Genomic DNA, 25597 nt, shown 5'->3' on the forward strand with positions numbered 1-25597 from the left:
CCGGGTCACCGCGTTCCGCCTCCGCCCTCGGTCCTCTCGATCTGCGCGGGCCAGCGCACATCGATCGCGGGTCCTCCCGCCTCGAACACCACACCGCGGACCCGCACCCGCTGCCCGGCAAGCGCCGAGGCATCGATGCCGGCCGCGACGAAGGCCGGATCCGATTCGCGCGGTATCCGCACCGTCAAGTCATGACGCCAGACCGGGCCGAAATTGAGGAAACGCAGGCTCCGCCCCTCGCCGATATCGTGAATGCGTCCCTCGATCACGGCGAAGTGGCCGGAACGCCCGCGGATGGCGCCGACATCGGCGGCGTCGAGCCCGCCACGCTCCCAGAGGCCGTAGCCCGCCGCGCGGGCAAGGCGCTCCTGCGCATGGATGTCATCGAGGCAGTAGAGGAAGCCCTCTTCCGGCCGGGCCAGCGCGAGACCGAGGCCGGCGAGCGTGGCCTGCAACGTCTCACCGTCCTTTCCGGCGAAGGTGACGAGACCGCCGAGACGGCCATGCCGGTCCAAGGTCTCGGCGGGCATGGCGACGGTGATGTCGCGCCCGAGGGCGAGTTCGCGCAGGGCGGTCGCCAGCGCGCCGGCATGATCGGGATCGGCGGAATCGAGCGAAACCGCCGCGAGCCGGACCGTGCGGCCATCGGCGAGGCCGAGTTCGCCGCCCGGCGTCAGCGAGACGACGCGGCCGTCCAGACGGGCCGGCAGGTCGCAGCCGAGCGCGGTCCCGCCGAGGCTCGCCGCCAGCGCCAGCGCGGCGCCCGCCAGCAGGCGGCCGGCGGCCCGTCCGATCGGCCCGGGGCGATCCGCCCGCGCTATGTCTGATCGAGCCTTCATACCTGCCGGCGCTTCGTCCTTCCCGGTGCCGCTCCCCGGCCCGTCCATGGCGGGCCGGCTCGCAGTATAGCCCGAGCCGTCCGCACCGCACGCGCAATTCGTGTTGCAGCGCACACGCCCGTGTGAGCGGCGACCGGGGGCGTGTCCGCCGAGCCGTCAGGGTCGCCAGGGCTCGCGCACTTCGCGCTCCTGCTCGACGGCGCGGCCCTCGTCGATGATCGCCAGCAACTGGCGCAGCGCCTTCTCGATGCCCTCGCCGGACTGGGCGGAGAGCACCAGCGGCGTCCTCTTCGCCGCCCGCTTCAGCCGCGCCACCTGCTCCTTCAGCGTCTCCGGATCGAGCGCGTCGACCTTGGAGAGCGCGACGATCTCGGGCTTGTCGGCGAGGTCGTGGCCATAGGCCTCGAGCTCCTTGCGCACGACCTTGTAGGTCTTGCCGGCATGCTCGGAGGTGCCGTCGACGAGGTGCAGCAGCACGCGGCAGCGCTCGATATGGCCGAGGAAGCGGTCGCCGATGCCGGCGCCCTCATGGGCGCCCTCGATCAGGCCGGGAATATCGGCGAGGACGAATTCGCGCCCGTCGACGCGCACCACGCCGAGGCCGGGATGGAGCGTGGTGAAGGGATAGTCGGCGATCTTGGGCTTGGCCGCCGTGGTCGCGGCGAGGAAGGTCGACTTGCCGGCATTGGGCAGGCCGACGAGGCCGGCATCGGCGATCAGCTTGAGGCGCAGCAGGATCCAGCGCTCCTGCCCCTCGAGGCCGGGATTGGCCCGACGCGGCGCCTGGTTGGTCGAGGTCTTGAAGTGGGCGTTGCCGAAGCCGCCATTGCCGCCCTCGAGCAGCTTCACCTTCTGCCCGACATGGGTGAGGTCGGCGAGCACGGTCTCGCCGTCCTCGTCGAGCACCTCGGTGCCGGCCGGCACTTTCAGCACCACGTCGTCGCCGCGGGCGCCCGAGCGGTTCTTGCCCATGCCGAAGCCGCCCTTCTTGGCCTTGAAGTGCTGCTGGAAGCGGTAGTCGATCAGCGTGTTGAGGCCGTCGACGCACTCGATCCACACATCGCCGCCGCGCCCGCCGTCGCCCCCGTCCGGGCCGCCGAACTCGATGAACTTCTCCCGCCGGAACGACAGGCAGCCCGCCCCGCCGTCGCCGGAGCGCACATAGATCCTTGCCTGGTCGAGGAATTTCATCGTGCTCTCGTCATCGGGTCGCGGCTGCCGGCGGTTCCGGCAGCCCTGAGGGTGGACACTGGTTCAGTGGCGCCGGTCGCGCAGGTGCAGCACCGGGAAGGTGGAGGCGCCCCACGCCCGCAGCGAGGCCCACAGGCTCCGCTCCAGCCGGAAGCGGTCGACCGGCACCGAGGCGCCGAGCGCACGGACCCGGGTGAGACCGGCCCCGGTCCACTGGAAGCCGCACTTCTCGATGACCCGCCGCGAGGCCGGGTTGACCACCCGCGCCGACGCGGTGAGCGCCTCGAGACGGCGCTCGCCGAAGGCGTAGTCGATCACCGCGCGGGCCGCCTCGGTGGCAAGGCCCCGGCCCCAATAGGGCTCGCCCAGCCAGTAGCCGATCTCGGGCACCGGCTCCGCGCGCAGGCCGAAGCCGCACATGCCGATCGGGATCGGCGGGCCGATGGGATTGGCGCCGTCGGTGCGCAGGAAGATGGCGAAGGTCGCCGCCTGCCGGCCGGACGGCAGATTGGCGATGAAGGCGGCGGCATCGGACATGCCGTAGGGATGGGGAAGACTCGCGGTCATCTCCGCGACCTTCCGGTTGTCGGCGAGCTCCGCGATCCAGGCCATGTCCTCGATGCTCGGCACGCGGAGCACGAGCCGCTCGGTTTCGAGGACGGGGATACAGCTCTCGGCCAGGGGAGACCCTGGGGTCGCTTCGACGATGGTCATGGCGATCTCCTGATGCCTTGGAACGACGACGGGGAGGCGATCGTCTCGCCTCCCCGGTCATCCGGCACCCCGAGTCGCGGCCCGAAGGTACCACCGGCTTGACGAGACCGGTGGGACCTTGGGGATCTCACCGTCTTATTCGGCGGCCTCGGCCGCGGGGACTACGGAAATATAGGTGCGGTCGTTGGCTTTCTTGCGAAACTCGACGCGGCCGGCGGCAAGGGCGAACAGGGTATGGTCGGTGCCCATGCCCACATTCGTGCCGGCATGCCACTTCGTACCGCGCTGGCGCACGATGATGTTGCCCGGGATCACGGCTTCGCCGCCGAACTTCTTCACGCCGAGGCGACGGCCGTCGGAGTCGCGACCGTTGCGGGAGGAACCGCCTGCCTTCTTATGAGCCATGTTGCTCTCCTATTTCCTAGCTTGGCGGTCTCAGGCGCCGGCGATCGAGGTGATGCGGACCACGGTGAAGTCCTGGCGGTGGCCGATCTTGCGGCGGGAGTTCTGCCGGCGGCGCTTCTTGAAGGCGATGACCTTGTCACCGCGCTCCTGGCGCACGATCTCGGCGGTCACCGAGGCGCCCTCGATCACGGGAGCGCCGACCTGCGGGGTGTCGCCACCCAGCATCAGCACCGGAAAGCTCACGCTGGCGCCGTCCTCGGCCTCGATCTTGCCGACGGTGACGACGTCGTTGGCGGCAACGCGATACTGCTTGCCACCCGTCTTGATGACCGCGAACATGTTCTGTCCTTTCGTTCGAGCCCGGTCTCGGCGCATCGTCTGCTCCGGACCGGCTTCTTTCGGTCGGTTGGGGAATGCGGGCGCGCTTTTGCGCACGCCTCGCGCGTCGGCGGCTTCTATATCGGCGCGCCAGCCCCTGTCAAGAAAAGCGGCGCCCTGCGCGGCGGCGGGCGGCCCGGGCGTTGCCGGCGCGCAACCAAATGCGCGCCGGCGCGTTCTGTCGTCGAGACCCTGATGAACGGAGAACGCGAGATGAACAGGAATCGCATCACCGGCGCCGCCCGCGAACTCACCGGACGCCTGCGCGAAGTGGCGGGCGATGCCGGCCACGAGGCCGCGTTGCGCGCCGAGGACGCCTATGAGGAGGCGGTCGGCATGGGCCGCCGGCTCGCCGGCCAGGCCCGCAGCCAGGCGCGGGAGCTCGCCGGCGAGGCCTATGGCTCGGGCCGCGAGATCTATGGCGAGGGCATGCGCCAGCTCTCGCGCCATGCGAGCGCCCATCCGCTGGCGCTGGTGCTGGCCGCCGGCGTCGCCGGCGCGGCGATCGGCTGGCTGCTGACGCAGCGGCGGGACTGAGCCGGGCGCGGCGATGGCCGGGGAAGATCGCCCCGGAGCCGTCAACGAGGCCCCGACGTCGCGAATGACGTCGCCGGCCTCGATGAGAAAGAGCGATCCGGACTTCAAGGAAGCCTCGACGTCGTGAAATGACGTTGCCGGTTTCTAGCCCCGGAGGGGCCTCAAGGATGTGTCGACGTCGTCAAAGACGTTGTGGCCCTCGATGACAAATAGGTAGCCCGGAGAGGCCTCAAGCACGCTTCGACGTCGTGAATGACGTTGCGGTCCTCGATGAGGAAGATCTGCCTGGAGAGGCTCGAAGGACGCGTCGACGTCGTGAATGACGTTGCCGGTCTCGGTGGGGAAGATCTGCCTGGAGAGGCTCGAAGGACGCGTCGACGTCGTTAATGAACGTTGCCGGCCTCGATGAGAAAGAGCGACCCTGAGGGCGCCCGCGACGTCCCCAGGGTCGTTGTGCGAAGTGTCGGCGACGCTCGATAGCTGATTGCTAGCCGCCGGCTCACGTACCATTTCCGTGCCGCATGCCTTCGCCGTCCGAGACAGGCACCCGGCGTGCGCGGGGTGCAACCGCCCCGGCGCGGTCGTGCGTCTTGATGCATCGGGCCGCCCGTCCGAGCCGACTCTGCCGCGATGCCCCATGGCGGGCCTCCGCCGGGAGACAGTTGCGGGATCGGAGCACGGCCATCCGACCACCTTCCCGCCGCGTCATCGCGTGCGCATCGGCATCCTTGGCGAGGCGCCCGTTTCTTCTCTTGTGCGCGGCCGCCGGCTCGGCTATTGGGACCGCGCTCCGCCTGCGATCCCTAGGGATCGTCGACGTCGTGCCGTGGAGAGGTGCCGGAGTGGTCGATCGGGACGGTCTCGAAAACCGTTGTGCGTGCAAGCGTACCGTGGGTTCGAATCCCACCCTCTCCGCCAGCCAATCAAGTGATTGAAATTGTTCATTTTTTAGCGTCCAATACGCTATCGTAACCCCCCGGAAAATCCCACGTTATTCCGGTTTGTCCCATTCTCTCGGGATACCCGTTAGTCCGGAAAGCCGCATTTCAGGCCGGGCTCTTCGGGCCTATTCTCTGGTGGCCAATTCGGCAGTCCGGTTTCGTCGGGGAAAAAGCGGACCGCCGGTTCGAACCGCGATTTTGCCCGGCAAAATTCTCGAAACATTCTGCGCAGTCCGCTTTCGGACTTTGGCGAGTTCGCGTTCGACTCACTGCTCGGCACCGGGAGTGCATGCGAACCAGCCCTTTCTCGAAGCGCCCAGAAGACGCGGCATCCATAAAAACTGATAGAGTTTGGCCGGGTGCCGCTGATTTCCGTTCCTGACCCATATCTGCCCTTCAACCGCCCTTTCGGCGACGTCCGCTTTGCGCCGCGATCTCGGACATTGATCTGAGAACGGCTGTAGCCCGAAAGCCGACATTCTCGAGGTGGAGGGGGCGGCACCTTTGCGCCGCCATCTCGGCCATCGGTCTGGCAACGGCCGTGGCCCAAAGGCACACATTGGCGAGGCACGGCACGTATCACCTTTGCGCCAAAGAACTAAACCGCTACGTCGGTAACCATCTTGCATGACTGTTGTACGGCTGATTTCGCTGTCGCGTCCGCGATAGGCGGGCGGAGCATCACGGGGTCCATTGCGGCATTCGTCCCTGAACTGGCTTTGGCTTTCTGTCGAGCTAGCATTGTCCGCGTCAGTCTATAGGCGCAGCAGCCGTTCGGCATTGCCGTGGCAGACCTTGGCGCGGACGTCGGCACTGATCGTCGCGGATTCGATGAAGTCGGCGGCGATTTGAGGATTCTCATAGGGATAGTCGACTGAGAACATCACATTGTCTTCGCCCATTGCCTGGAGGGTCGCGATGAGCGCTCCCGGGTCGCATACCCCCGAGGTGGTGACGGCGATGTTGCGCCTGATGATCGCCGAGGGAAGAGCGTCCGGCGCGAGCGTCTCGCCGAGGTCGAACTCCCGCCGGCTGTCGAGGCGCCAGAGCAGGAAGGGCAGCGTCTCGCCCATATGGCCGAGAATGATCTTCACGTTGGGAAAGCGCGTGAACGTGCCACCGAAGACAAGCCGCAACGCATGGGCCGCGGTTTCCGCGGTCCATGCCCAGATCGGACCGCCGATTTCGGGGCGACGGGCGAACATGGCGGGTTGGTCGGCCATGCTTCCGGGATGCAGATAGATCGGGACATTCAGTTCCTCGACACGCTCCCAGAAAGGCAGGTAGCGGTCTTCGTCGAGATAATGCCCGTTGGTCTGACCGTTGATGAGCGCTCCCCGGAAACCGAGATCCCTGACGGCCCTCTCCAGTTCGGCCGCTGCGGCCTCGGCGTCCTGCAGGGCGAGATGGGCGAAGCCGACATAGCGATCCGGCCGCGTCTGCACCTCGCGCGCGAGGAAATCATTGGCGCCGCGCGCAAGCCGGATGGCCTCCCGGGTATCGCGGACGCCCTGAACGCCCGGCGTGGTGACGGAGAGCGCCATCAGCTCGATGCCGGTCCGGTCCATCATCTCGAGCCGAAGCTCATCGAAATCGACGAGGCGCCGTTCCACATCGGCGAAGATGGCGTCGCTCTGCGTCGGTCGCGCCACGTAGTTTGCAAGCTCGGGTGTGGTGAAATGCTCTTCGAGCGCGATCTTGCGCATGTGCCCGCTCCTCTAACCGTTGATGGGTCGAATGGCGCCGTGCGATCCGATCAGGGCTTGGAAGCGGGGCACGCCTCGGCCGGCGACTTGGTGATCTTGAGTTGTTCCATCATGAATTCAGCATTGCTCCGGGAGTCCGCCAGGAGGGCGCCCGACCAGTACGCCGTCTTGCAGGTGGCGGCGTCGCAATCGCCGCCGGCCGTCTGCCATTCGCCCGTGCGGACGATGTCGCAGGCGCAGATTGCCTTGCCAGGTTTGGCGGGATCGACCGTGCAGATCTTGTTGAGGCAATTCGACCAGGGAGTGCCGCTCTCGCATTTCAGCCCCTTCTTGCCGTGCTCAAACTGGGTCAGCGCGAACTGCGAATAGACGGTGCGAATGCCCTCCGTGTCCGTGCTCGGCTTAACCGTGTCGCAGGCGACCGTCGCGAGGTTCGGCCCCTCCTGCACGTCACAGACGCAGATCGAGATGTCGGGGTTGCCCGGCTGGGGGATGCAGGGCGCCGAGGTGCACAGGGCGAATTGCTGATTGCATAGATAGTTCTTTGCCGCCGCCGGCTGCCCGAGGCCGAGGGCCATAACCAGAATGACAGACACTAGACACAGCATCACGGCGCGCATGGCAGGCTCCTCCCGGTTCCATTCTGTATCGTCCGCTTAGCGTCGGGCTTTCCCTGCTGTGAGGGCCTGCCACTGAAAATTGGCGGTGATCAGCCGCGCAGCCCGGTGGCCCGGGGCAGCTATTTGCTGCGGATGATTTCCGGCAGATCGAAGCTTCGCCAGCCTGGCACTTCCGAAACTTCAGGGAATTCAACGCCGAAGGGCCTTGTGGCGTCTATGCCCACGGACGATGAATAGCCGCCATCGGTATAGGGATCGAGCGGAGCGGCGGCGGTTCGGTCGACGACGAACACGTCTTCGCGGGGCTTGACGCGAAACGACTTCGCCCATTCCACCTCGGACGAATTGCGGATGTCGATGTCCGGGTCGACGACCACCACCCATTTGGGATGAAGGTTCGAGGCCATCGTGGCGAGTATCGCCTGCCGCGCCTCGCCCTCGTAGCGCGGCGTCATGGCGATAACGACATAGACCTGAACGCCGCCCGAACTGGTGATCGAGAGATCGGAAATGGTCGGGAACTGAGTCTGTAGCTGGCGAAGGATCGAGGCCTCGAAGGGGATCTGCTTGAGAACATGGTTCTCCGTGACCGGCTTGCCGGTCAGCAGTCCCTGGAAGATCGCGTCCTTACGGTGCGTGATCGCCGTTACCTTGGCTGTCGGCTTCAGTGAGGCGGGCGTGTAGTAGCCGGTATACTCGCCGAGCGGACCCTCCACGCGCTGGTCGTCTGAATCGACCACGAACTCGATGATGAATTCGGCATGGGCCGGCACTTTCAGCGTGCTTGCGACGGCCTGCACCAGTTCGACCGGCTCGCCCCGCAGCCCGCCGGCGACGAACCAGTCATTGGTCGCGTCGCCCCCCTGAACCTGGCAGGAAAAGGCAGTCATGGGATCGACGCCAATGACGATGGCGCCATGCAGCGGCACCTTTCGCTCGATCGCCTTGGCCATGTTCTTGCCGAAGCGATGATTAGGGGCCGAAAACACCCCGAGCACCTTCGAATCGTGAAGCTGGAACCGATAGTTTCCGATGTCCGGAATGCCTGTGTCGGGGTCCTCGGAGACGACGATGCCGGCGGTGATGTAGGGCCCGCCATCCCTGGGGCTGTAGGTCGGAACGGGCAGCCGGTTGAGGTCGATGGCATCGCCGGACACGATGACTTCCTGGCAGGGGGCCTGTCCGTTGAAGTCGACGGGACCGATGGGATTATCGATAGCGGCGGTCACGCGTTCGTGAATTGTCGCTTCGGTCGCCTCGAAGGCGATCAGTGCCCGCTGGCGATTGCCGTAGAGACCAGCAACCAGGGGAAAATCCGTGCCGTTCCGCGTGAACAGGAGCGCCGGCCCATCCGCCGCACTGCTCTTGGCGAGAGCCTTGGCGACGTCATACTGCAAGGCAATGGGGCGTGTAACGTCGACAAGTTCTCCGGACTGACGCAGGGTGGAAAGGAAGGCGCGCAAGTCTTGGTAAGGCATGTTCCACCGTTCTCGACGCCTGCGGGTTCGCGATTAATGCGCAGCTTTTCTTTCAAGGTAAAGACAGGGGATTGGAGGGCAGCTTTTCGCGTCGGCCTTTCGGTAGCGGTCCCGCTGGTATTTATATACTATGCCGAGACACTCCATTATGCGGTTTACGCAGCGTTCGGCGCTCTCACCTCACTTTATGGCCACAGTGAAAACGCCCGGCAGCGGATCGAAACCCAGGCCGTCGCGGGCGTCGCGCTCGTGCTCACCCTCACCGTGGCCGCGGCCTTTTCGGTGGCTCAGGGGCCGCACTGGGTGCTCTTCCTTCTGCTCGCGGCTGTCGTGGTGGGAGCGGGGACGCTTGGCACCCTGATGGGGTGGGTGCCGCGCGGCGAAATCTTCTTCATTCTCGTGCTGCTCGTCGTGGCCGGCATTCCGCTCGAGAGCGGAGCGTTTCTGCCGGCCGTCGCCGTAGGCGCGGGAGCGGCCGGCTTCGCTGTGCTGCTCACCGTGCCGGAAGGGGAAGGTGCGATTGGCGCACGCTCGCTGGTCCGAAGCGTGCGGGAGAGGGCGCGGGCGGGCCTGAACAGGCTCGATCGGCTTCGCCATGCCGTCGTCATCCTGATCGCGGCGTTGGCGGTGGTGGGCGCCTGGGGACTGGCGCTTGCCTTAGGCATGGGTCATCCGTTCTGGGCGCCGATCGCCGCATCCGCCCTGATGCCCGCCCTCACGCCCGCCGATGCCATGCGCCGGGCGATCCACATGCTGTCGGGCACGCTGGGCGGCGTTGCCATTGCCGCGCTTCTGTTCGCGCAGCAGCCCGGCCCGCTCGCCCTCATTCTGATGATTGCGCTCTGTCAGGCCGTTGCCGAACTGTTCTTGGCCCGCAATTACGCGATCGCGCTGCTGTTCATCACGCCATTGGCTATCGGCATGAGCAATCTCGGTCGCAACCTCGCCTGGTCTCCCTTGCTGATCGACCGGCTCGCCGAGGCCGCGCTGGGCGCCGCCGTCGCTCTCGCGGCAATCGCTCTTGGTGGCTGGCTTCTCGCGCTGCTTGCCGGCCGGCGGGTGGAGCGCGAGGCGTGAGCATGCGCGGGGGCAGGGAAGTGGCGGGCCGGACGACGCAGTTTGACCGCTTGCATCGCGCGCCATTCAGGTCAGTATGACGAAGGTCTATGGAGGGCCAAATGGCCATTGAACATTCATTGAAGCATGAAATACTGATTTCGGCAAGTGGCGACAAAGTACGCAAGGCTATAAATACCCCTGAGGGGCTTCGTGGATGGAATACTCCTCATGTCGAAGGAGAAGGTGGCGTCGGCGGCTCCTGGCATCTGAAGTATACTGGTCGACCCGAATTCTTGTGGAGGATTGACCGGGATGATGCAGAAGATATCCTGTGGACCTGCACCAAAGGTCCCGGCGATGCCGTGGGCACCACGGCGAGCTTCTCGCTTGCTTCGGCGCCGGACGGGCGGATCCGGCTGCGCGTGACTCATGGCGGCTGGCCGCATGACGAGGCCAATTTCATCAAGTGCAACACGCTCTGGGGCGCGCTGATGGATCACCTGCGCGACTATGTCGAATCGGGCGTTGCCGATCCGGCTTTTTCCTGAACCGGCCACGGAGCATCCGACAATGGCGTCCCAGCAGTCGCTCCCCGACTTCGTCCAGGCCATGGAGGCCGCAGGGTTTCTCGTCCGCGTCACCGACGAAATCCGCGTCGACCAGATCCCCAGGACGCTTGAGGCCAACCCGACCAAGGCCGTGTTGATCGAGAAGGTCAAAGACTGCGAATTCTCGTTCCTCGCCAATGCCTACTCCAACCAGGACATGTATGCTTGGGCGATGGAGTGCGACAGAACCGAAACCGGCCGCAAGATGGTCGAGCGGGCGAAGTCGCGCGCGAAGTGGGAAGTCGTGGACACCGCGCCGTGCAAGGAGGTGATCCTCACCGGCGACGAGGTCGACCTGACCCGGCTGCCCTTGTTCCTTCACCATGACCGCGACGGCCACGCCTATACCAACGACAACCTGTTTATCAGCAAGCATCCTGACACGGGGGTGTATGACTGGGGCATCTACCGCTCGATGTTCCGGTCGAAGAACGAGAAGTCGGTCGACATGACCTGCACCTCGCACCGCCAGCGCATTCACGCCATGGCGGCGGCCGCGAAGGGGCAGAATCTCGAAGTCGCCATGGTCATCGGCGGCCCGACCCTCGACAAGATCTCGGCTCTGGTCGGCGTCCCCGGCGACACCGACGATTTCGAGGTGCTCGGTGGTTTCTATGGCGCGCCAGCGAAGATGGTGAAGTGCGAGACCATCGACGTGCTGGTGCCGGCCAATGCCGAACTCGTGCTGGAATGCGAGTTGATGGCGACCGAAGGGCTCAGCTTCGACGAGGGCCCCTATGGCGAATTCACCGGCATGTATGGCGGCGGGATGAAGCACAATTATCGCCTCAAGGTGAAGGCGATGACCTATCGGAAAAATCCCATCTACCAGCACTGCACCATTGGCGGCATGCATCCCTGGTACACCGACAACATGCTGCAGCTTCCCGCCATCGAGGCCGACCTCTATGGCGCGCTGCGACTCGCGGGAATCGACGTGGTGGAGGTGCGCAGCCCGGCGGGCGGCCTGTCCAACATCGCCTATGCCAAGATCCGCCCGCTGGGCGCGGGCGACGCCAAGCAGGCGCTCGGCCTCATGCTCACCTGTTCCAAGCAGGGCCTGCCCAAGGTGGCGATGGTGTTCAATGACGACGTCGACATCTGGGACGACCAGGCGGTGCTCGCCGCCATGGCCTTCCGCTACATGCCCGACCGCGACACCGTCATCCTCAAGGACTGCAACACCATGACGGTGGACCCGAAATGCGCCGAACCGGGCGTTGCCTCGAAGATCGGCATGGATTGCACTAAGCCCATGGGCGCGGGCTGGAACCCGGACGAGTTCATCAAGAGCGCGGTCACCGATCTCGGCGACCCGCCGGACGGCGTCGTCCCGCTCTCCGAGGAAGAGATTGCCCGCCAGATGGAAGCCTTCATCGCAGCTGAGCCGCGGGCGTGGCTGGATATCCTCGCCCATTTCCACGGCCAGCCTTACCGGCGGATCTACGGCGCTTTTGGCGGGCTGCGTCACAAGCTCGGCCGCATGAACGACGCACCCTGGTATCGCTACACGCTGTCCGATCGCCCCTTCGCCTTCGAGGCCCGGCCCGCCGCCCCCTCGAACTTCGATCCCCGGCATGTCGGCTCCACGCCCGCATGATGCACTGGGGAGCGTGAACATGGGGAACGTACCCCGGCGGATGGTCGTCGGCATTACCGGCGCCACCGGCATCGTCTACGGCGTGCGCCTGCTGAAAGCCCTGCGGCATCTGGAGATCGAGAGCCATCTCGTCGTCTCCAAGGCCGGCGAAATGACGCGCGCCTATGAAACCGACATGACCGCGGAGGAACTGCGCGGGCTCGCGGATGTCGTCTATTCCCCCGGCGACATTTCCGCGCCGATTTCCAGCGGCTCGTTCCGGACGATGGGAATGATCGTGGCGCCCTGCTCGGTGCGAAGCATGAGCGACATCGCGCATGGCGTGACGTCCGGGCTCATCAGCCGGGCAGCGGATGTCTGCCTGAAGGAGCGCCGTCGGCTGGTGCTGATGCTGCGTGAGACGCCGCTTCACGCCGGCCACCTCAAGAGCATGCTGGCGGTGACGGAAATGGGCGGCATCATCGCGCCGCCGGTGCCGGCCTTTTATTCACGGCCGGCGTCTCTGGACGACATGGTCACCCATACAATCGGGCGGGTGCTCGATCTGTTCGACCTCGACCTGAAGGTCTTTCCCCGTTGGGGGGAGGAGGACGAGGCCGCGCCGACAGGATCGAGCGAGATTCAGACCGAATAAATCGCGACACCTTCATTTAGGAATAGCGGCCCGTCGGCCCGTCAGCATCTAGCGACCCGACGCGGTACGAGCCAGTGAGAGCACCCACTGACAGAAGACCTTCCCAACCGCGCTTTGGGTCAATTCCGGCCCCCGGGGCATTCAACGGCGATATGTCCGCTTCGCGCCCCGCCATCTCGGCCGTAGCGATTGGACCTGCGTTTTCCTGAGACCAGACGTTGCTGCTTCCGCCTTACGGGGCATGGATGCGCCGTAAGGCGGAACTTAAGACGTAGCGTCGAAAGCGGCCGCAACGGCTAGATTAGCCGCCCGAACCTTAATCTCGGGGGCAATGCTTTCTTCTTGGCAGCGACGTTGTTGAGACACCCGAGGTGTGTGTTGCCGAATCTTGCCACCGGACGTCAATTACGTCATCCAAGCATACATTCCGCTATAAGGTGCGTAAGCGATCCACACACACCCGTAGCGTTTCCTCGTTGTCTATGGACCACCACCGACTCGAGAATATCTCGATCTCGGCATACCCGGCGAAACCGGCGGCCCCCACATTGCGGCGCATGGCGGCGAGATCGATGACGCCATCGCCCATCATGCCGCGATCCATTAGAAGATCGGTGGTCGGAACCAGCCAGTCGCAAATGTGAAAAGCGTCAAGCCGGCGCTCGCACCCGGCGCGTCCTATGCCGGCGACGAGGTCGGGGTCCCACCAGACATGATAAGCGTCGAGCGCAACGCCGATACCGCCTTCATGGTCCGGGTCGAGACGCGCGCAGAGATCGAGTGCCTGCGCCAGCGTGTTCACGCAGCAGCGATCGGCCGCGTACATCGGGTGCAGCGGCTCGATGGCAACGGGCACGCCGAGCGCGCGCGCTTCTGCCAGCAGGCGGACGAGGCCCTCCTCGACCTGCGCCCGGGCACCGTCGATATCGCGGCTCGCTCCGGGGAGCCCGCCGGCGACGATGACGAAACATTTCGCCTCAAGGGTCGCGGCATCCGCGAGGGCGCGTCGGTTCTCCTCGAACCGAGCCTGCCGCTCGGCGATTCCCTCGGCGGGGAGGTACGAGCTGCGACAGTATCCCGAAACCGAGAGGCCCGCCTCGCGTATCTGCCGGGCGATCGCGACGACGTCCCCGCCCTCGACCTCACGGCGCCATGGCGCGATGGCGCCGAAGCCGTGGCGGGCAACCGTGTCGATCACCCGGCAGATCGGCTCCTTGTAGCCGAGCGTCGCGGTGTTGATCGAGCAGCGTTCCGGCGTCAGCCTCATGTGCCTGTGAGCCCGAAAAACTCGCAGATGGCCTCCACCTGCCCTTCCAGCATATGGGCGCCGGCATGGGTGGCGCAGCCGCGCCGGGCGGCTTCCGATAGCAGTGGCGTCACCGCCGGCTTGAGGATGATGTCCACCACCAGCGTCTCGGCAGCGAGGCGGTCGATCATGAGCGGAAATGGATCACTCGAGCGCATGCCAATCGAGGTGCAGTTGACCACCACGTCGAAACCGGAAGGATCGGGGTCGCCGACGCCGACATCGAGGTGGGGGCTGACCTGCCTGAGTTCGGCGACCACCCCCTCGACCCGGGAGGCATCGACATCGAACAGGCGGAGTTGCGCCGGCTTCTCGTCGAGGACCGCGTGCGCCACCGCGCGGCCCGCCCCGCCGGCCCCGATAATGAGCGCGCAGCGGCCGGCCAATGCGTGTCCCTTGTCGTGAAGGCCTCTCACGAAGCCGACGCCGTCGAAATTGTCGCCGACAAGCCGGGCGCCGCTCTTGCGGATGACGTTCACCGCACCGATGCGGCGCCCCATCGGGGCGACATCGTCGATCAATTTCGCAATCGCGATCTTGTGGGGGACAGTGACGACCAGCCCGTCGAAGTTCCGGGTGATGCGGAACATGCGGACCAGGTCCGCGAGATAGGCGGGCGCCACGTGAAATGGGACAAGGACGGCTTCGACGCCCCTGCGCCGGAACGCAGCATTGAACAAGCCCGGCGAGCCCACCTGCGCAATCGGATCCCCGACGATGGCGTAGAGCCGGGTGGCTCCCGAGAGGGGAAGCGGCAGACCGGCAATATCGGGCAGATCAGACATGCTCACGCGCCCACTCCGCGCACTGCCATCACCGCCTTCATCCGCCGCAGCGCCAGATCAGGGTTGCGAAGCAAGCCGGTGGCATCGGCCAGGCGGAATATCCCGGCCAGATGCGGGGCCGAGCGCGCACTCTCCAGCCCGCCGGCCATGGTGAAATGATCCTGATGGCCGTTCAGATAGGCCATGAAGACAACGCCGGTCTTGTAGAACTGGGTAGGCGCAGCGAACAGGTGCCGCGAGAGCGCCTCGGTCGGCTCGAGGAGCGCGCGATAGCCCTCGACATCGTTCGCCGCGAGGCGACCGAGCGCGGCGGAGGCGGCCGGCGCTGTGGCATCGAAAGCGCCCAGCAGCGCATGCGAGTGATGGGTGCCGTCACCCTCAATGAGCCCGACATAGTTGAAGTCGTCACCCGTATACATCCGCACGCCATCCGGCAGGCGGCGGCGGAGCGCAACCTCGTGCGCCGCGTCGAGCAGGGATATCTTGATGCCGTCGACATTTGCCGTTTGGTCGGCGATGATGTCCGCGACCACATCCATGGCGCCTGGAATGTCATCGCTTCCCCAGTAGCCGGCAAGCGCAGGGTCGAACATGTCTCCGAGCCAGTGCAGCACGACGGGCTGGTCGACCTGCCGCAACAGGCGTCCATAGACGGTGAAATAGTCGTCAGGTCCCCTCGCGACGCGGGCGAGCGCGCGCGAAGCCATCAGGACAATACGGCTGCCGGTGGCCTGGATCGCCTCGATCTGCTCCTCATAGGCGCGCACGACGTCGTCGAGGGAGCGTGCGTCGTTCGCAGCGAGCTGATCAGTGCCGCAGCCGGAGACGACTAGGCGACCGGGACCGGCGGCCGCGCTGGTCCGCCGGATCAGTTCGAGCGAGGTCGGCCAGTCGACACCCATGCCGCGCTGAGCGGTGTCCATCGCCTCGGCGATGCCGAGCCCGAGGCTCCACAGATGCTCGCGAAAAGCAAGAGTGCGGTCCCAGTCCACGGCGGCCCTCTCCCAGGGGTCGACCGGGGCAAGCGGGTCGACGACCACGTGGCCGGCGGCATAGGCGATGCGCGTGAAAGGCCGCTCGGGCGGCTCAGCCGACAGCGGCGTACCCACGAGACGGTACGTCTCCAACGTACCGTCGGCGCGTGGAAGCGAAAGGGCGAGGCCGGAAGAGCCCGTCGTGGTCGTGGTCATGACGTTTCCCCTGCTGAAGGTTCAGGACGCGGCACGCAGCCGCTCATGCACGCGCCATTCGCCGGGCATTTCGGCCGCGATCCCCATGGGCTCAGGGCGGAAAAGACGCGCATCCATGCGCTTCAGCGTCGGCGAGATGTGGGGCACGAAGGCCATCTGGCCGAGGACGTCGCGTTCCAGATCGATGCCGGGTGCGATCTCGATGAGTTCGAGCCCGTCCTCGCCGGTGCGGAACACGGCGCGCTCGGTGACGAACAGCGTGTTCTGGTCGCGCGAGCGGCTATAGGGGCCGCTGTAGGCGACCTGCTCGACCGCCTCGACGAACTTGCGGTGCTTTCCTTCCTCGACGATGACGAGTTCGTCGTTCTCGGCCCGCACCTTGAGCCCGCCGGCGGTGAAGGTGCCGCCGAACACCATAGTCCGCGCGTTCTGGCTGATGTTGACGAAGCCCCCGATCCCGACGACACGGCCGGCGAAGCGGCTGATGTTCACATTGCCGACACGGTCCACTTCCACCGCGGAGAGGAAGGCGATGTCGAGCCCACCCCCGTCATAGAAGTCGAACTGATAGGGCTGGTCGATCATCGCCCAGTAGTTGCGCGAGGCACCCGCGTCGAGACCCGAGGCCGGCGCGCCGCCGATGAGCCCCTGCTCGTTGGTGAGCACCACCTCGTCCAGCAACCCCTCCTCGGCCCCGACGAGGCCGATGCCGGTGCAGATTCCCGATCCGATGTTGCAGACCGCGCCGCGCCGCAGCTCCATGGCGCAGCGCCGGGCGACGATCTTGCGTTCGTCCAGCGGCAGCCGCGGGAAGCCGTCGAGCGGCATTCGGAGCTGGCCGGCAAAGGCCGGGTCGAAGAAGGTCTGGTAGGTCTGCTTCTGCTCGGCATCGACCACCACGGCGTCAACGAGCATGCCGGGGATCTTCACGGACTTGGCCGGCAGCGTCCCGCGCCGCGCGAGGCGCTTGACCTGAACGATCACCAGGCCTCCCGAGCGCCGCGCCGCCTGCGCCATGGAGAGCATCTCGCCGAAGATCGCCTCGTCCTCCATCGAGATGTTTCCGTCCTCATCGGCGGTGGTCCCGCGCAGGAAGGCGACGTCGACGGGAAAAGGCTTGTAGAACAGCCATTCGCGGTCCTTCAGCGTCACCAGCTCGACGAGGTCCTCAGAACACGCCCCGCTCTGCTTTCCGCCGGCGAGCCGCGGATCGACGAAGGTGTGCAGCCCGACATGGGTGAGCAGCCCCGGCCGGCCGGCCGCGATCTCGCGGATGAGTTGGGACAGCGCACCCTGTGGCAGCGTGTAGCACTCGATGGCGTCGCGGCTCGCGAGCGCGGCGAGAGGCGGCGCATCGACCACGGTGCCGCAGACCACGCGGCGGATCAGGCCCTCATGGGCGAAACGCGAGGCGCCCGCTTCGGCGCGATTGCCGAGACCGACCGGATGGATCGTGGTGAGGCGGCGCGGCTGCTGCTCCGAAAGGAAACGCTGTTCGACGGCGGCGATAAGGGCTTCTGGCACGGCATGGCCGGACCCCGAGCCGCCGATGAGAATCGTGTCGCCATCGCGCACGAGCGCCGCTGCGGCCGACGCCGTGAGGATCTTCATCCCAGAACTCCAGAAGGATGGAAGGCACCAATTGCCCTTAAACTTACTTATCAGTAAGTCAGAATCCGGCGATCCGCAACCCTGTGTTTCACACGCCTTCGCAGCGGCGGCGCCTCCCCCAAGGCGACTCTTCGGCGCAAGGGGGAGAATGACGCGGGGAGTGCGCAGCCCCGCACGGCGGCGGGCCGGGACCGCGCCGGACGTTACTGGGCCGCGACGTCCGGCCGGCTCGTCGGCGCGTAGGCGGAGATGATCACCCGCGAGAAGGCCTCGAAGAACTGTTCCAGCCGCTCGAAATTGCCGGCGTCCTGGGTGAAGACCGACGAGCTGTTGACGATGTTCACCAGGAGAAAAGCGATGTCGTCCAGCGGCGCGTCGCTGACCAGTTCGCTGCGGTCATAGGCGATCTGCACCGCGACGCGGACAGCGGCATGCACATTGTCCGTGAAAGAGGTGAGCGATTCGCGCGCGCCCGGGCTCAGCACTTCGCCTTCCAGCCGCAGTCGCCCGATGAGACTCCAGGGCTGCCCGCTCTTGCGGCCGCGGTTGAACGCCTTGTAGCGGGTGCGGTTGAAGACGGCGACGTCCATCAGCTTCTGCGGCAGCGAATGATCCGGCGCTTCCCAGATCGCCTTGTGCTTGGCGCAGGTGCTGGTGACGTAGTCGCGCACAACCTCCTCGACCAGCTTCTCCTTGTTGCCGAAATGGTAGTGGATGTTGGTCGTGGTGATGTCGAGCCGGTCGGCGATGTGCCGGAAGCTGGTGCCGTGATAACCGTGGCGGATCAGCAGTTCGGTCGCCACCTTCTTGATGTTGTCGCGCATGGACAGGCGGCTGGTCGCCGCGGTTTCTCCGTCGGTCTTGCGCGCCATCGACTGGTAACTCCCCCAAACGCGTCGTGTTCGCGTGCTGCAAACAGATGAGCAAGCGGCGGCAATCGGTCAAGCCAACGCACCGGCCCTCGTTTCTCGTCCCCCCATCATCAGCAGTGTCTGGCCTTCCTGCACCACCATGCCGCTCTGGTTCACAACTTTAACGTCGAAGGTGACGATGCCTCGGTCCTCGCGGCGGGTTTCGCGCCTGGCCGCCACCTCGAAGCGCGCGGCGATGCGGTCGCCGATGAAGACGGGCGCTTTGAACGACCAGTTCCACGACAACGTCGCAATGCCCTGCAGTCTGACCGGGCAACGGGTCTTGAGCCCGTCGATCAGGGCGAGCCCCAGAAGGCCGTGGGCGATGCGGCCGGCGAAGCCCTGTTCGCGCGCGAAGTCGTCGTCCATGTGTACGTCGAACAGGTCCCCGGAAATGCCGGCATAGCCGACGATGTGGGCCTCGGTCACGGTGACGCCGGAGGTCAGAAAGAAGGCGCCCTCGGTCAGGTCGTCATAGCCATAGAGGCCGGGAGCCAGCGCGCCGGCGGGCGAAAGCAGGGTCGTTGCGGTGGCGGGCACGGCGGGCTCTCCATAAACTTACTTATCGATAAGTAACTTTGCATTGACCGCCTCCGAGGTCAATGCTAGCTCTCTGACCGAGCGCCGGCCTGACGAAGGCACAAGAGGCGCGCTGGAAACGCAGCGCCACGCCTGCCTCGGGCGACGGACCCAAGATCGTGAGACCCTCTTCATGGCATCGGTGACCATCCGCGACGTCCACAAGAAGTTCGGGGAGACCCACATCCTGCGAGGCGTGTCGGTCGACATCGCGGACGGGGAATTCGTCATCCTCGTCGGCCCTTCGGGATGCGGAAAGTCGACCCTGCTCCGCACCATCGCGGGACTGGAGAAGGCAACGGCGGGCGAGATCCGCATCGGCGAGCGGGTCGTGAACGATGTGTCGCCTAAGGACCGCGACATCGCCATGGTGTTCCAGAGCTATGCGCTCTACCCGCACATGTCGATCTACGAGAACATGGCCTTCGCGCTGTCGCTGCGCAGCGTGCCGAAGGAGGAAATCCGCCAGCGGGTCGAGAAAGCCGCGCAGATTCTTGGCCTCATGCCGTTGCTCGACCGGTATCCGCGCCAACTCTCGGGCGGGCAGCGCCAGCGCGTCGCCATGGGCCGGGCCATCGTGCGGGACCCGCAGGTGTTCCTGTTCGACGAGCCGCTGTCCAACCTCGACGCGAAGCTGCGCGTGGCCATGCGGGCGGAGATCAAGGAACTGCAGCAGCGGCTCAAGACAACCACGGTCTACGTCACGCACGACCAGATCGAGGCGATGACGATGGCCGACCAGATCGTGGTGATGCGTGACGGCGCGATCGAGCAGATCGGCGCACCGCTCGATCTTTACGACATGCCCGACAACCGGTTCGTCGCAGGCTTCATCGGCTCGCCGAGCATGAACTTCCTGGAAGGCCGCTTCGAGAATGGCGGGTTTCGTGCGGGCGAGGGCATGACATTGCCGGCGGGCGCGCGGTGGAAGGCGGCGCCGCAAGGTGATGCGGTCTACGGCGTGCGCCCCGAACATTTCCGCCTCGACGAGGCCGGGATAGAGGCCGACGTGGTGGTCGTCGAGCCGACCGGCTCCGAGACGGAGGTTCTGGTCCGCGTCGGCGGGGCGGAGTTCAACTGCCTGTTCCGCAGTCGGGTCGCGGTTCGCGCGGGAGAAAAGATCCGCGTGCTGCCGGATGCCGAACAGGTGCATCTATTCGACCGGACGACGGGGCGCCGCGTCAGCTGATCCGCTTCCCAGACGGGGTCAACACGGCCGGAAATTAACTTATCGATAAGTAAGTTTTGACTTCGTCAACATAAGGCGCGACAAGCGATGGGCCGCACCCTTGCCGCGAATTTGAAGCGTCCCGAGAAATGCGGATGCGAGATCGAAACCGGCCCAGCAACGGAGGAATGACAATGACGCTTTCCCTGCCGCGTCGCGCCCTGATCATGGGGGCGGGTGCGCTCGCTCTGGCCTGTGGCCTGCTCCATCCCTTCGCCACCCCGGCGGCGGCGCAGGAAACGCTGGTGATCAATACCGATCGCAGCGGCGCCGGCCAGAAGGCGGCGATGAACAAGATCGTCGCCGATTTCGAGGCTGCCAATCCGGGCGTCAAGGTCACGGTGAACTACAGCGACGTCGAATCCTACAAGACGTCGATCCGCAACTTCCTGGTCGCCAGCCCGCCGGATGTCGCGTTCTGGTTCACCGGCGCCCGCATGCGCGCCTTCACCAAGCGCGATCTGTTCGCGGATATGAGCGGCTTCTACGAGCAGAACAACCTCGAAAAGCCGATGGCCCCCTTCCTTGCTGCCGTTACTGACAACGGCAAGCAGTACATGATGCCCACCAATTTCAACACGTGGGGCTTCTTCTACAACAAGGACGTCTTCGCCAAACTCGGTGTCGAACCGCCCAAGACGTGGGACGAGCTGATGGCTATCGCCGAAAAGGCCAAGGCCGCCGGCATCGTGCCGTTCACCATCGGCACGCGCGATCTCTGGGCCAATGCCCTGTGGTTCGACTATCTCACCAAGCGCATCAATGGCCTCGATTTCTACATGGGCCTGATGGATGGCAAGGAAAGCTATACCGATCCTCGCATGAAGAAGGTGTTCGACACCTGGCGCGTGCCGATCGAGAAGGGGTACTTCCTCGACAACGCCTCGTCCTATGGCTGGCAGGAAGCGATTCCGTTCCTGGCCCAGGGCAAGGCGGCCATGTATCTGCTCGGTCCTTACGTGCTGACCTCGCTCCCTGAGGAAACCCGCAAGAACATCGGCTTCTTCCCGTTCCCGACGGTGGACCCTTCCGTGCCCAATATCGAGCAGGTCTCGATCAATGGCGTCGGCATCCCCAAGGGGGCGAAGAACAAGGAGCTGGCGCTGAAGTTCCTCGCCTTCCTGGCCCAGCCGGAAAACCTGTCCACCTTCGCCAAGGGTGGTTCGGTGGTGCCCGCCCGCACCGACATCCAGATCGACCCGAACGACTTCGCCTCGGTCCAGATGGAGCAGGTGCGCAATTCCGCCGGTTCGTCGCAGTTCTATGACCGCGACACCGACCCGGAAATGGCGCAGGTGGGCATGAAGGGCTTCCAGGAGTTCCTGGCCAAGCCCGACCGCGAGGACGCGATCCTCGATCGGCTGGACGCGGCCCGCAAGCGCATCTTCAACTGACCCGACGGGGGCCCGCCGCGGCGGGCCCCTCTGTCGACGGGGCGACCCGTCCCTTCCCGCCCGAGGTTCCCATGCTGCGCATCTGGCGCCGAAACCAGTCCTGGCTGACGCCGATCCTCCTGCTGCTGCTGCCGCTGGCGCTGTTCCTGATGATAATCGTCTGGCCGATCCTCCAGAGCATCGCGATCAGCTTCTATGAGTGGGACGGCACCGGTCCGGCCACCTTCGTCGGGCTGGACAATTACCGGGAGCTGTTCGCGGATGCGCAGTTCTTCACCTCGTTGAAGAACAACATCATCTGGATCGTGCTGTTCCTGCTGGCGCCGGTGTTCGGGCTTGCTCTCGCGCTGTTCCTCAACCAGCCGCTCGGCGAGATGCGCGTCGTCAAGTCCGTGTTCTTCATCCCGCTGGTGCTGGCCAATGTCATCATCGGCGTGGTGTTCACCTGGTTCTACGACCCGACCTTCGGCATCCTCGCCATCGTGATGCGGTTCTTCGGCTTCGAGCCCTTCGCCATTCTCTCGGACGAGCATTTCGTCACCTTCGGCATCGTCTTTGCCGCGCTGTGGGCGCAGACCGCCTTCTGCCTCGTGCTGTTCCTTGCCGGGCTTTCCCAGCTCGACGGCGAGCTGATCGCCGCTGGCCGCATCGACGGCGCCTCCGGCTGGACACTGCTGCGCCATATCGTGCTGCCGCAGCTGCGCGCCGTCTCCTTCGTGGCGACCATCATCACGGTGATCGGCTCGCTGCGGAATTTCGACCTTATCGCGGTGATGACCCAGGGCGGGCCCTATGGCAGTTCCACCGTCCTCGCCTACCAGATGTACGACGCCACCATCTTCAGCTACCGCGCCGGCTATGGCGCGGCGATCGCCACGGTGCTGTTCCTCATCATGAGCATCTACATCGCCTTCTTCCTGCGGCACACGCTGCGTCGCGAACAGAGGGGCGCCTGATGTATCCCACTCCCGTCACCGAACGCTCCGCCGGGGTGCGCCTGGGCTATCGCCTGGCGCTCTATGCGGCGATGCTGGTGTGGATGCTGCCGCTCCTCGCCATCATGATGACGGCGATCCGCTCGCAGTCGGATCTCCTGGAGGGGAATTACTGGGGCGCGCCGTCGCGTTTCGCGCTGGTCGACAATTACCGCGAGATGTTCGCGACCTCGCCCATGTGGGGCTTCTTCCTCAACAGCGTGACGGTCACCGGCACGACGGTGATGCTGGTGCTGATCCTCGCCACCATGGCGGCGGTGGCGCTGGCGAAATACCGCATCCCGGGCAGTACCTTGCTGTTCGCGATGTTCATCGGCGGCAATTTCATCCCCTATCAGATTCTGATGATCCCGGTGCGCAACATGGTGCTGGGGGTTGGGCTCTATGACACCGTGTGGGGGCTGGTACTGTTCCACACCGCGTTCCAGACCGGCTTCGCCACGCTGTTCCTGCGCAATTTCATCATATCGCTGCCGAACGAGCTGTTCGAGGCGGCTCGCATCGAGGGCGCCACCGAGATGCAGATCCTGCACCGCATCGTCCTGCCGCTGCTGCGCCCCGCGCTGGCCGGGCTGGCCGTGCTGATCTTCACCTTCGTGTGGAACGACTATTTCTGGGCGCTGGTGCTGGTGCAGAGCGATTCCGCCAAGCCGCTGACCCTCGGCATCGCCGGCCTCAAGGGCGAGTGGCTCACGGCGTGGAACCTCATCTCGTCTGCGGCCCTCTTCGCGGCGCTGCCGCCGGTTTGCCTGTTCTTCCTGATGCAGAAGCATTTTGTGGCGGGGCTGACGGCCGGCGCGGTGAAAGCATAGTCGCTCACCCCCGCATGCGGCCGCCTCACGCCAGTGGCAGAAGTTCGCTGCTGCGGTGACGATTGGCCGATGGAGGCGACTGCAGAACGGCCACTATCCGCACAACGGCAGCCAAAGCCGCTGGTCCGCCAACGGCCCCAAACCGGCTGTTCGTCGTCGCCGCAATGGACTTCCGCTTCTGGCGCATAGACCCCTTATTCAGCTCCGCAATTCAGGCTAGCAGCGCGTCGACCTCGTCTACCGTTCTCGTAAGCGCCCCTCCGTAAATTCTCAACAATCGGTCTGTCGTCAGATCCCAGTCTTGCATTGAGTCCATATGTCGATCAATGTCGACATATGGACTCGGAACAAGCTATCCTCACCTTTGCCGCGCTCGCACAGCCAACGCGCCTCGACGTGTTCCGGCTGCTGATCGAGCATGAGCCCCAAGGTTTGCCAGCCGGTGAAGTCGCCCGGCGGCTTGCGGTGCCGCACAACACCATGTCGACCCACCTCGCAGTGCTGTCGCGGGCCGGTCTGATCGCCGCCGAACGCCACAGCCGGACGATCATCTATCGCGCCCGCCTCGTCGCCGTGAGCGAGCTCGCGAGCTTCCTCGTGCAGAACTGCTGCGCCGGCCGGCCCGAAGTATGTGCGCCGCTGCTTGCGGAACTGTCGCCCTGCTGCCCTCCCGCCACTGCCAAGAATGAGCCAGTCCATGACTGACGCCATCGGCTCCGGCCGCATCTACAACGTGCTGTTCCTCTGCGCGGGCAACTCCGCCCGATCCATCCTTGCCGAGAGCATTCTGACGAAGCTCGGCGCGGGCAGGTTCCGAGCTCACTCAGCAGGCAGCCAGCCAAAGGGCGCAGTGCATCCGCTCGCCATCAAGACGCTGCAAAGCCTCGATTATCCGGTGGATAGCCTCCGATCCAAATCATGGAGCGAGTTCGCCGCGCCCGGTGCGCCGGTCATGGATTTCGTGTTCACCGTCTGCGACAACGCCGCCGGCGAAGCCTGCCCGGTATGGCCGGGACAGCCGATGACCGCGCATTGGGGCATCGAGGATCCGGCCGCGGTAGCCGGCTCGGACATCCAGCAGGAAGCCGCCTTCGCCGACGCGTTCCGCTATTTCAGGAACCGCATCTCAATCTTTAGCGCCCTGCCGCTCAAGAGCCTCGACAATGTCGCACTCGGCACGAAGCTACGTGAAATTGGCCAGCTTGAGGGCGGGACTGCTCGGCGGCCGGACGTGGCGTGAACACGATGGACGTCGTCGTCTACCACAACCCGAATTGCGGCACGTCGCGCAACGCGCTGGCGATGATCCGCCATGCCGGGATCGAGCCGCACGTTGTCGAATATCTCAAGACGCCGCCCGCGCCGGCCCTGCTCCTAAAGCTTGCGAGCCGCATGAACTGGCCGCTGCGGAGCCTTCTGCGCGAGCGGGGAACGCCGTTCAAGGAAATCGGGCTCGACAATCCGGCGCTGGACGATGCGCCCTTGCTCGCGGCGATCAAGGAACACCCCATCTTCATCAACCGGCCAATCGTGGTGACCCCTCTCGGGGTCAAGCTGTGCCGGCCATCCGAAACGGTTCTGGATGTGCTGCCCGTGGTTCCGAGTGCCGACCTCGACAAGGACGACGGAAGCCCCTTCCTACGCGACGAGCAGGTGGCAGCAACCGACCCGCGCTTGGCCAAGGCACTACGTGACGCAGACCTGCCGACCGACGACCTGCGCTCTTCATCGGGGCGGTTCTACAGCTTCCGCACCCTCGGCGGTACGCTGGTCGGCCATGGCGGCTTCGAGGCGAACGGACAGGATATCCTGCTCCGCTCGTTGCTCGTCGTGCCATCCGCACGCGGCAGGGGCATCGGCCGCAACATAGCGCTGCTGCTCATGAGCCGGGCGCTCGACCTCGGAGGCCGCACGGCGTGGCTGCTCACAACCTCGGCGGCGGCTTACTTCGAGAAGCTCGGCTTCGTAGCGTCAGCACGCGAGGCGGCTCCTGATGCCATCCGGCAGTCGGCGCAAGCCGTCTCGCTCTGCCCGGCCACCGCCCCGCTTCTCACCCGCCGCATCATGCTCTGAGGC

The 25597-nt window shown here is 65.4% G+C and carries 26 protein-coding genes and 1 tRNA gene; 13 read left to right on the top strand and 14 right to left on the bottom strand.

Going from position 1 to position 25597, the window contains the following annotated elements; translation table 11 throughout:
- Window positions 1-5: 5 nt before the first annotated feature.
- From ACEUEL_RS17540 to rplU, 5 genes are all read right to left on the bottom strand, one after another.
- Window positions 6-839: a thermonuclease family protein gene (locus tag ACEUEL_RS17540; RefSeq protein ID WP_405707924.1), complete on the bottom strand. Its 834-nt coding sequence runs from the start codon at window positions 837-839 to the stop codon at window positions 6-8.
- A 156-nt stretch (window positions 840-995) separates the two neighbouring features.
- On the bottom strand, window positions 996-2030 hold the full coding sequence (gene obgE, locus ACEUEL_RS17545) for a GTPase ObgE (RefSeq protein ID WP_405707925.1): 1035 nt from the start codon (window positions 2028-2030) through the stop codon (window positions 996-998).
- A 63-nt stretch (window positions 2031-2093) separates the two neighbouring features.
- On the bottom strand, window positions 2094-2744 hold the full coding sequence (locus ACEUEL_RS17550; RefSeq protein WP_405707927.1) for a GNAT family N-acetyltransferase: 651 nt from the start codon (window positions 2742-2744) through the stop codon (window positions 2094-2096).
- Between the two features lie 135 nt (window positions 2745-2879).
- Window positions 2880-3149: a 50S ribosomal protein L27 gene (gene rpmA, locus ACEUEL_RS17555; RefSeq protein ID WP_405707929.1), complete on the bottom strand. Its 270-nt coding sequence runs from the start codon at window positions 3147-3149 to the stop codon at window positions 2880-2882.
- Window positions 3150-3179: 30 nt separating this feature from the next.
- A complete protein-coding gene (rplU, locus tag ACEUEL_RS17560; RefSeq protein WP_405707931.1) occupies window positions 3180-3488 on the bottom strand; it encodes a 50S ribosomal protein L21 in 309 nt (102 codons plus the stop codon).
- Between the two features lie 252 nt (window positions 3489-3740).
- Between rplU and ACEUEL_RS17565 the strand changes: the two genes are divergently transcribed.
- Together ACEUEL_RS17565 and ACEUEL_RS17570 are read left to right on the top strand one after the other, a co-directional pair.
- The gene (locus ACEUEL_RS17565; RefSeq protein ID WP_405707933.1) at window positions 3741-4064 is read left to right on the top strand and encodes a hypothetical protein; all 324 of its coding nucleotides are present in this window, start codon (window positions 3741-3743) and stop codon (window positions 4062-4064) included.
- A gap of 828 nt (window positions 4065-4892) precedes the next feature.
- Window positions 4893-4982 (top strand) — tRNA-Ser (locus ACEUEL_RS17570).
- A gap of 778 nt (window positions 4983-5760) precedes the next feature.
- On the opposite strand, the gene ACEUEL_RS17575 is transcribed toward ACEUEL_RS17570, so the two are convergent.
- The 3 genes from ACEUEL_RS17575 to ACEUEL_RS17585 all read right to left on the bottom strand — a co-directional run bounded on the left by ACEUEL_RS17575 (window position 5761) and on the right by ACEUEL_RS17585 (window position 8809).
- A complete protein-coding gene (locus ACEUEL_RS17575; protein WP_405707934.1) occupies window positions 5761-6711 on the bottom strand; it encodes an amidohydrolase family protein in 951 nt (316 codons plus the stop codon).
- A 50-nt stretch (window positions 6712-6761) separates the two neighbouring features.
- Window positions 6762-7331 carry a hypothetical protein gene (locus ACEUEL_RS17580; RefSeq protein ID WP_405707936.1) on the bottom strand — a complete coding sequence of 190 codons (570 nt, stop codon included), beginning with the start codon at window positions 7329-7331 and terminating at the stop codon, window positions 6762-6764.
- A 119-nt stretch (window positions 7332-7450) separates the two neighbouring features.
- A complete protein-coding gene (locus ACEUEL_RS17585; protein ID WP_405707938.1) occupies window positions 7451-8809 on the bottom strand; it encodes a UbiD family decarboxylase in 1359 nt (452 codons plus the stop codon).
- A 36-nt stretch (window positions 8810-8845) separates the two neighbouring features.
- Between ACEUEL_RS17585 and ACEUEL_RS17590 the strand changes: the two genes are divergently transcribed.
- From ACEUEL_RS17590 to ACEUEL_RS17605, 4 genes are all read left to right on the top strand, one after another.
- A complete protein-coding gene (locus ACEUEL_RS17590) occupies window positions 8846-9886 on the top strand; it encodes an FUSC family protein (protein ID WP_405707939.1) in 1041 nt (346 codons plus the stop codon).
- A gap of 101 nt (window positions 9887-9987) precedes the next feature.
- Window positions 9988-10416, top strand: coding sequence for an SRPBCC family protein (locus ACEUEL_RS17595; RefSeq protein WP_405707941.1), 429 nt, complete (start codon window positions 9988-9990; stop codon window positions 10414-10416).
- 22 nt (window positions 10417-10438) lie between these two features.
- Window positions 10439-12076 carry a UbiD family decarboxylase domain-containing protein gene (locus tag ACEUEL_RS17600; RefSeq protein ID WP_405707944.1) on the top strand — a complete coding sequence of 546 codons (1638 nt, stop codon included), beginning with the start codon at window positions 10439-10441 and terminating at the stop codon, window positions 12074-12076.
- Window positions 12077-12095: 19 nt separating this feature from the next.
- Window positions 12096-12710, top strand: a complete 615-nt coding sequence (locus ACEUEL_RS17605) for a UbiX family flavin prenyltransferase (protein WP_405707947.1) — start codon at window positions 12096-12098, stop codon at window positions 12708-12710.
- Between the two features lie 430 nt (window positions 12711-13140).
- Here ACEUEL_RS17605 and ACEUEL_RS17610 read toward each other — a convergent pair whose 3' ends face one another.
- From ACEUEL_RS17610 to ACEUEL_RS17635, 6 genes are all read right to left on the bottom strand, one after another.
- Window positions 13141-13908: a sugar phosphate isomerase/epimerase family protein gene (locus ACEUEL_RS17610; RefSeq protein WP_405707949.1), complete on the bottom strand. Its 768-nt coding sequence runs from the start codon at window positions 13906-13908 to the stop codon at window positions 13141-13143.
- Between the two features lie 65 nt (window positions 13909-13973).
- Window positions 13974-14801: a shikimate dehydrogenase family protein gene (locus ACEUEL_RS17615; RefSeq protein WP_405708445.1), complete on the bottom strand. Its 828-nt coding sequence runs from the start codon at window positions 14799-14801 to the stop codon at window positions 13974-13976.
- Between the two features lie 2 nt (window positions 14802-14803).
- On the bottom strand, window positions 14804-15991 hold the full coding sequence (locus ACEUEL_RS17620; protein WP_405707951.1) for a dihydrodipicolinate synthase family protein: 1188 nt from the start codon (window positions 15989-15991) through the stop codon (window positions 14804-14806).
- 21 nt (window positions 15992-16012) lie between these two features.
- Window positions 16013-17602: an acyl CoA:acetate/3-ketoacid CoA transferase gene (locus tag ACEUEL_RS17625; RefSeq protein WP_405707953.1), complete on the bottom strand. Its 1590-nt coding sequence runs from the start codon at window positions 17600-17602 to the stop codon at window positions 16013-16015.
- A 203-nt stretch (window positions 17603-17805) separates the two neighbouring features.
- Complete coding sequence (locus ACEUEL_RS17630; protein WP_405707955.1) at window positions 17806-18474, bottom strand: TetR/AcrR family transcriptional regulator; 669 nt, start codon at window positions 18472-18474, stop codon at window positions 17806-17808.
- 69 nt (window positions 18475-18543) lie between these two features.
- Complete coding sequence (locus ACEUEL_RS17635) at window positions 18544-19053, bottom strand: MaoC family dehydratase (protein ID WP_405707958.1); 510 nt, start codon at window positions 19051-19053, stop codon at window positions 18544-18546.
- Window positions 19054-19225: 172 nt separating this feature from the next.
- On the opposite strand from ACEUEL_RS17635, the gene ACEUEL_RS17640 reads away from it, so the two are divergent.
- The 7 genes from ACEUEL_RS17640 (at window position 19226) to arsN2 (ending at window position 25594) form a co-directional block, all read left to right on the top strand.
- Complete coding sequence (locus tag ACEUEL_RS17640; protein WP_405707961.1) at window positions 19226-20281, top strand: ABC transporter ATP-binding protein; 1056 nt, start codon at window positions 19226-19228, stop codon at window positions 20279-20281.
- A 173-nt stretch (window positions 20282-20454) separates the two neighbouring features.
- Window positions 20455-21714, top strand: a complete 1260-nt coding sequence (locus tag ACEUEL_RS17645) for an ABC transporter substrate-binding protein (protein WP_405707963.1) — start codon at window positions 20455-20457, stop codon at window positions 21712-21714.
- 71 nt (window positions 21715-21785) lie between these two features.
- Window positions 21786-22670: a carbohydrate ABC transporter permease gene (locus tag ACEUEL_RS17650; RefSeq protein ID WP_405707966.1), complete on the top strand. Its 885-nt coding sequence runs from the start codon at window positions 21786-21788 to the stop codon at window positions 22668-22670.
- A complete protein-coding gene (locus tag ACEUEL_RS17655) occupies window positions 22670-23521 on the top strand; it encodes a carbohydrate ABC transporter permease (protein WP_405707969.1) in 852 nt (283 codons plus the stop codon). Before ACEUEL_RS17650 ends, ACEUEL_RS17655 begins: the two co-directional genes overlap by 1 nt.
- A gap of 336 nt (window positions 23522-23857) precedes the next feature.
- Window positions 23858-24226: an ArsR/SmtB family transcription factor gene (locus ACEUEL_RS17660; protein WP_405707972.1), complete on the top strand. Its 369-nt coding sequence runs from the start codon at window positions 23858-23860 to the stop codon at window positions 24224-24226.
- Window positions 24219-24761 carry an arsenate reductase ArsC gene (locus tag ACEUEL_RS17665; RefSeq protein ID WP_405707975.1) on the top strand — a complete coding sequence of 181 codons (543 nt, stop codon included), beginning with the start codon at window positions 24219-24221 and terminating at the stop codon, window positions 24759-24761. The genes ACEUEL_RS17660 and ACEUEL_RS17665 overlap by 8 nt, the downstream gene beginning before the upstream one ends.
- A 5-nt stretch (window positions 24762-24766) precedes the next feature.
- Window positions 24767-25594 (top strand): arsenic resistance N-acetyltransferase ArsN2, encoded by an 828-nt coding sequence (gene arsN2 / locus ACEUEL_RS17670; protein WP_405707977.1) that lies wholly within the window; start codon window positions 24767-24769, stop codon window positions 25592-25594.
- The last annotated feature ends 3 nt before the right edge of the window (window positions 25595-25597 follow it).

It is taken from the genome of Ancylobacter terrae (genome assembly GCF_045108345.1).
Lineage (GTDB): Bacteria > Pseudomonadota > Alphaproteobacteria > Rhizobiales > Xanthobacteraceae > Ancylobacter.

Excerpts from the sequence above, each read along its gene's own strand:
- ACEUEL_RS17540 (WP_405707924.1), bottom strand. The coding sequence starts at position 839 with ATGAAGGCTCGATCAGACATAGCGCGGGCGGATCGCCCCGGGCCGATC.
- obgE (WP_405707925.1), bottom strand. The coding sequence starts at position 2,030 with ATGAAATTCCTCGACCAGGCAAGGATCTATGTGCGCTCCGGCGACGGC.
- ACEUEL_RS17550 (WP_405707927.1), bottom strand. The coding sequence starts at position 2,744 with ATGACCATCGTCGAAGCGACCCCAGGGTCTCCCCTGGCCGAGAGCTGT.
- rpmA (WP_405707929.1), bottom strand. The coding sequence starts at position 3,149 with ATGGCTCATAAGAAGGCAGGCGGTTCCTCCCGCAACGGTCGCGACTCC.
- rplU (WP_405707931.1), bottom strand. The coding sequence starts at position 3,488 with ATGTTCGCGGTCATCAAGACGGGTGGCAAGCAGTATCGCGTTGCCGCC.
- ACEUEL_RS17565 (WP_405707933.1), top strand. The coding sequence starts at position 3,741 with ATGAACAGGAATCGCATCACCGGCGCCGCCCGCGAACTCACCGGACGC.
- ACEUEL_RS17575 (WP_405707934.1), bottom strand. The coding sequence starts at position 6,711 with ATGCGCAAGATCGCGCTCGAAGAGCATTTCACCACACCCGAGCTTGCA.
- ACEUEL_RS17580 (WP_405707936.1), bottom strand. The coding sequence starts at position 7,331 with ATGCGCGCCGTGATGCTGTGTCTAGTGTCTGTCATTCTGGTTATGGCC.
- ACEUEL_RS17585 (WP_405707938.1), bottom strand. The coding sequence starts at position 8,809 with ATGCCTTACCAAGACTTGCGCGCCTTCCTTTCCACCCTGCGTCAGTCC.
- ACEUEL_RS17590 (WP_405707939.1), top strand. The coding sequence starts at position 8,846 with ATGCGCAGCTTTTCTTTCAAGGTAAAGACAGGGGATTGGAGGGCAGCT.
- ACEUEL_RS17595 (WP_405707941.1), top strand. The coding sequence starts at position 9,988 with ATGGCCATTGAACATTCATTGAAGCATGAAATACTGATTTCGGCAAGT.
- ACEUEL_RS17600 (WP_405707944.1), top strand. The coding sequence starts at position 10,439 with ATGGCGTCCCAGCAGTCGCTCCCCGACTTCGTCCAGGCCATGGAGGCC.
- ACEUEL_RS17605 (WP_405707947.1), top strand. The coding sequence starts at position 12,096 with ATGGGGAACGTACCCCGGCGGATGGTCGTCGGCATTACCGGCGCCACC.
- ACEUEL_RS17615 (WP_405708445.1), bottom strand. The coding sequence starts at position 14,801 with ATGTCTGATCTGCCCGATATTGCCGGTCTGCCGCTTCCCCTCTCGGGA.
- ACEUEL_RS17620 (WP_405707951.1), bottom strand. The coding sequence starts at position 15,991 with ATGACCACGACCACGACGGGCTCTTCCGGCCTCGCCCTTTCGCTTCCA.
- ACEUEL_RS17625 (WP_405707953.1), bottom strand. The coding sequence starts at position 17,602 with ATGAAGATCCTCACGGCGTCGGCCGCAGCGGCGCTCGTGCGCGATGGC.
- ACEUEL_RS17630 (WP_405707955.1), bottom strand. The coding sequence starts at position 18,474 with ATGGCGCGCAAGACCGACGGAGAAACCGCGGCGACCAGCCGCCTGTCC.
- ACEUEL_RS17640 (WP_405707961.1), top strand. The coding sequence starts at position 19,226 with ATGGCATCGGTGACCATCCGCGACGTCCACAAGAAGTTCGGGGAGACC.
- ACEUEL_RS17645 (WP_405707963.1), top strand. The coding sequence starts at position 20,455 with ATGACGCTTTCCCTGCCGCGTCGCGCCCTGATCATGGGGGCGGGTGCG.
- ACEUEL_RS17650 (WP_405707966.1), top strand. The coding sequence starts at position 21,786 with ATGCTGCGCATCTGGCGCCGAAACCAGTCCTGGCTGACGCCGATCCTC.
- ACEUEL_RS17655 (WP_405707969.1), top strand. The coding sequence starts at position 22,670 with ATGTATCCCACTCCCGTCACCGAACGCTCCGCCGGGGTGCGCCTGGGC.
- ACEUEL_RS17660 (WP_405707972.1), top strand. The coding sequence starts at position 23,858 with ATGGACTCGGAACAAGCTATCCTCACCTTTGCCGCGCTCGCACAGCCA.
- ACEUEL_RS17665 (WP_405707975.1), top strand. The coding sequence starts at position 24,219 with ATGACTGACGCCATCGGCTCCGGCCGCATCTACAACGTGCTGTTCCTC.
- arsN2 (WP_405707977.1), top strand. The coding sequence starts at position 24,767 with ATGGACGTCGTCGTCTACCACAACCCGAATTGCGGCACGTCGCGCAAC.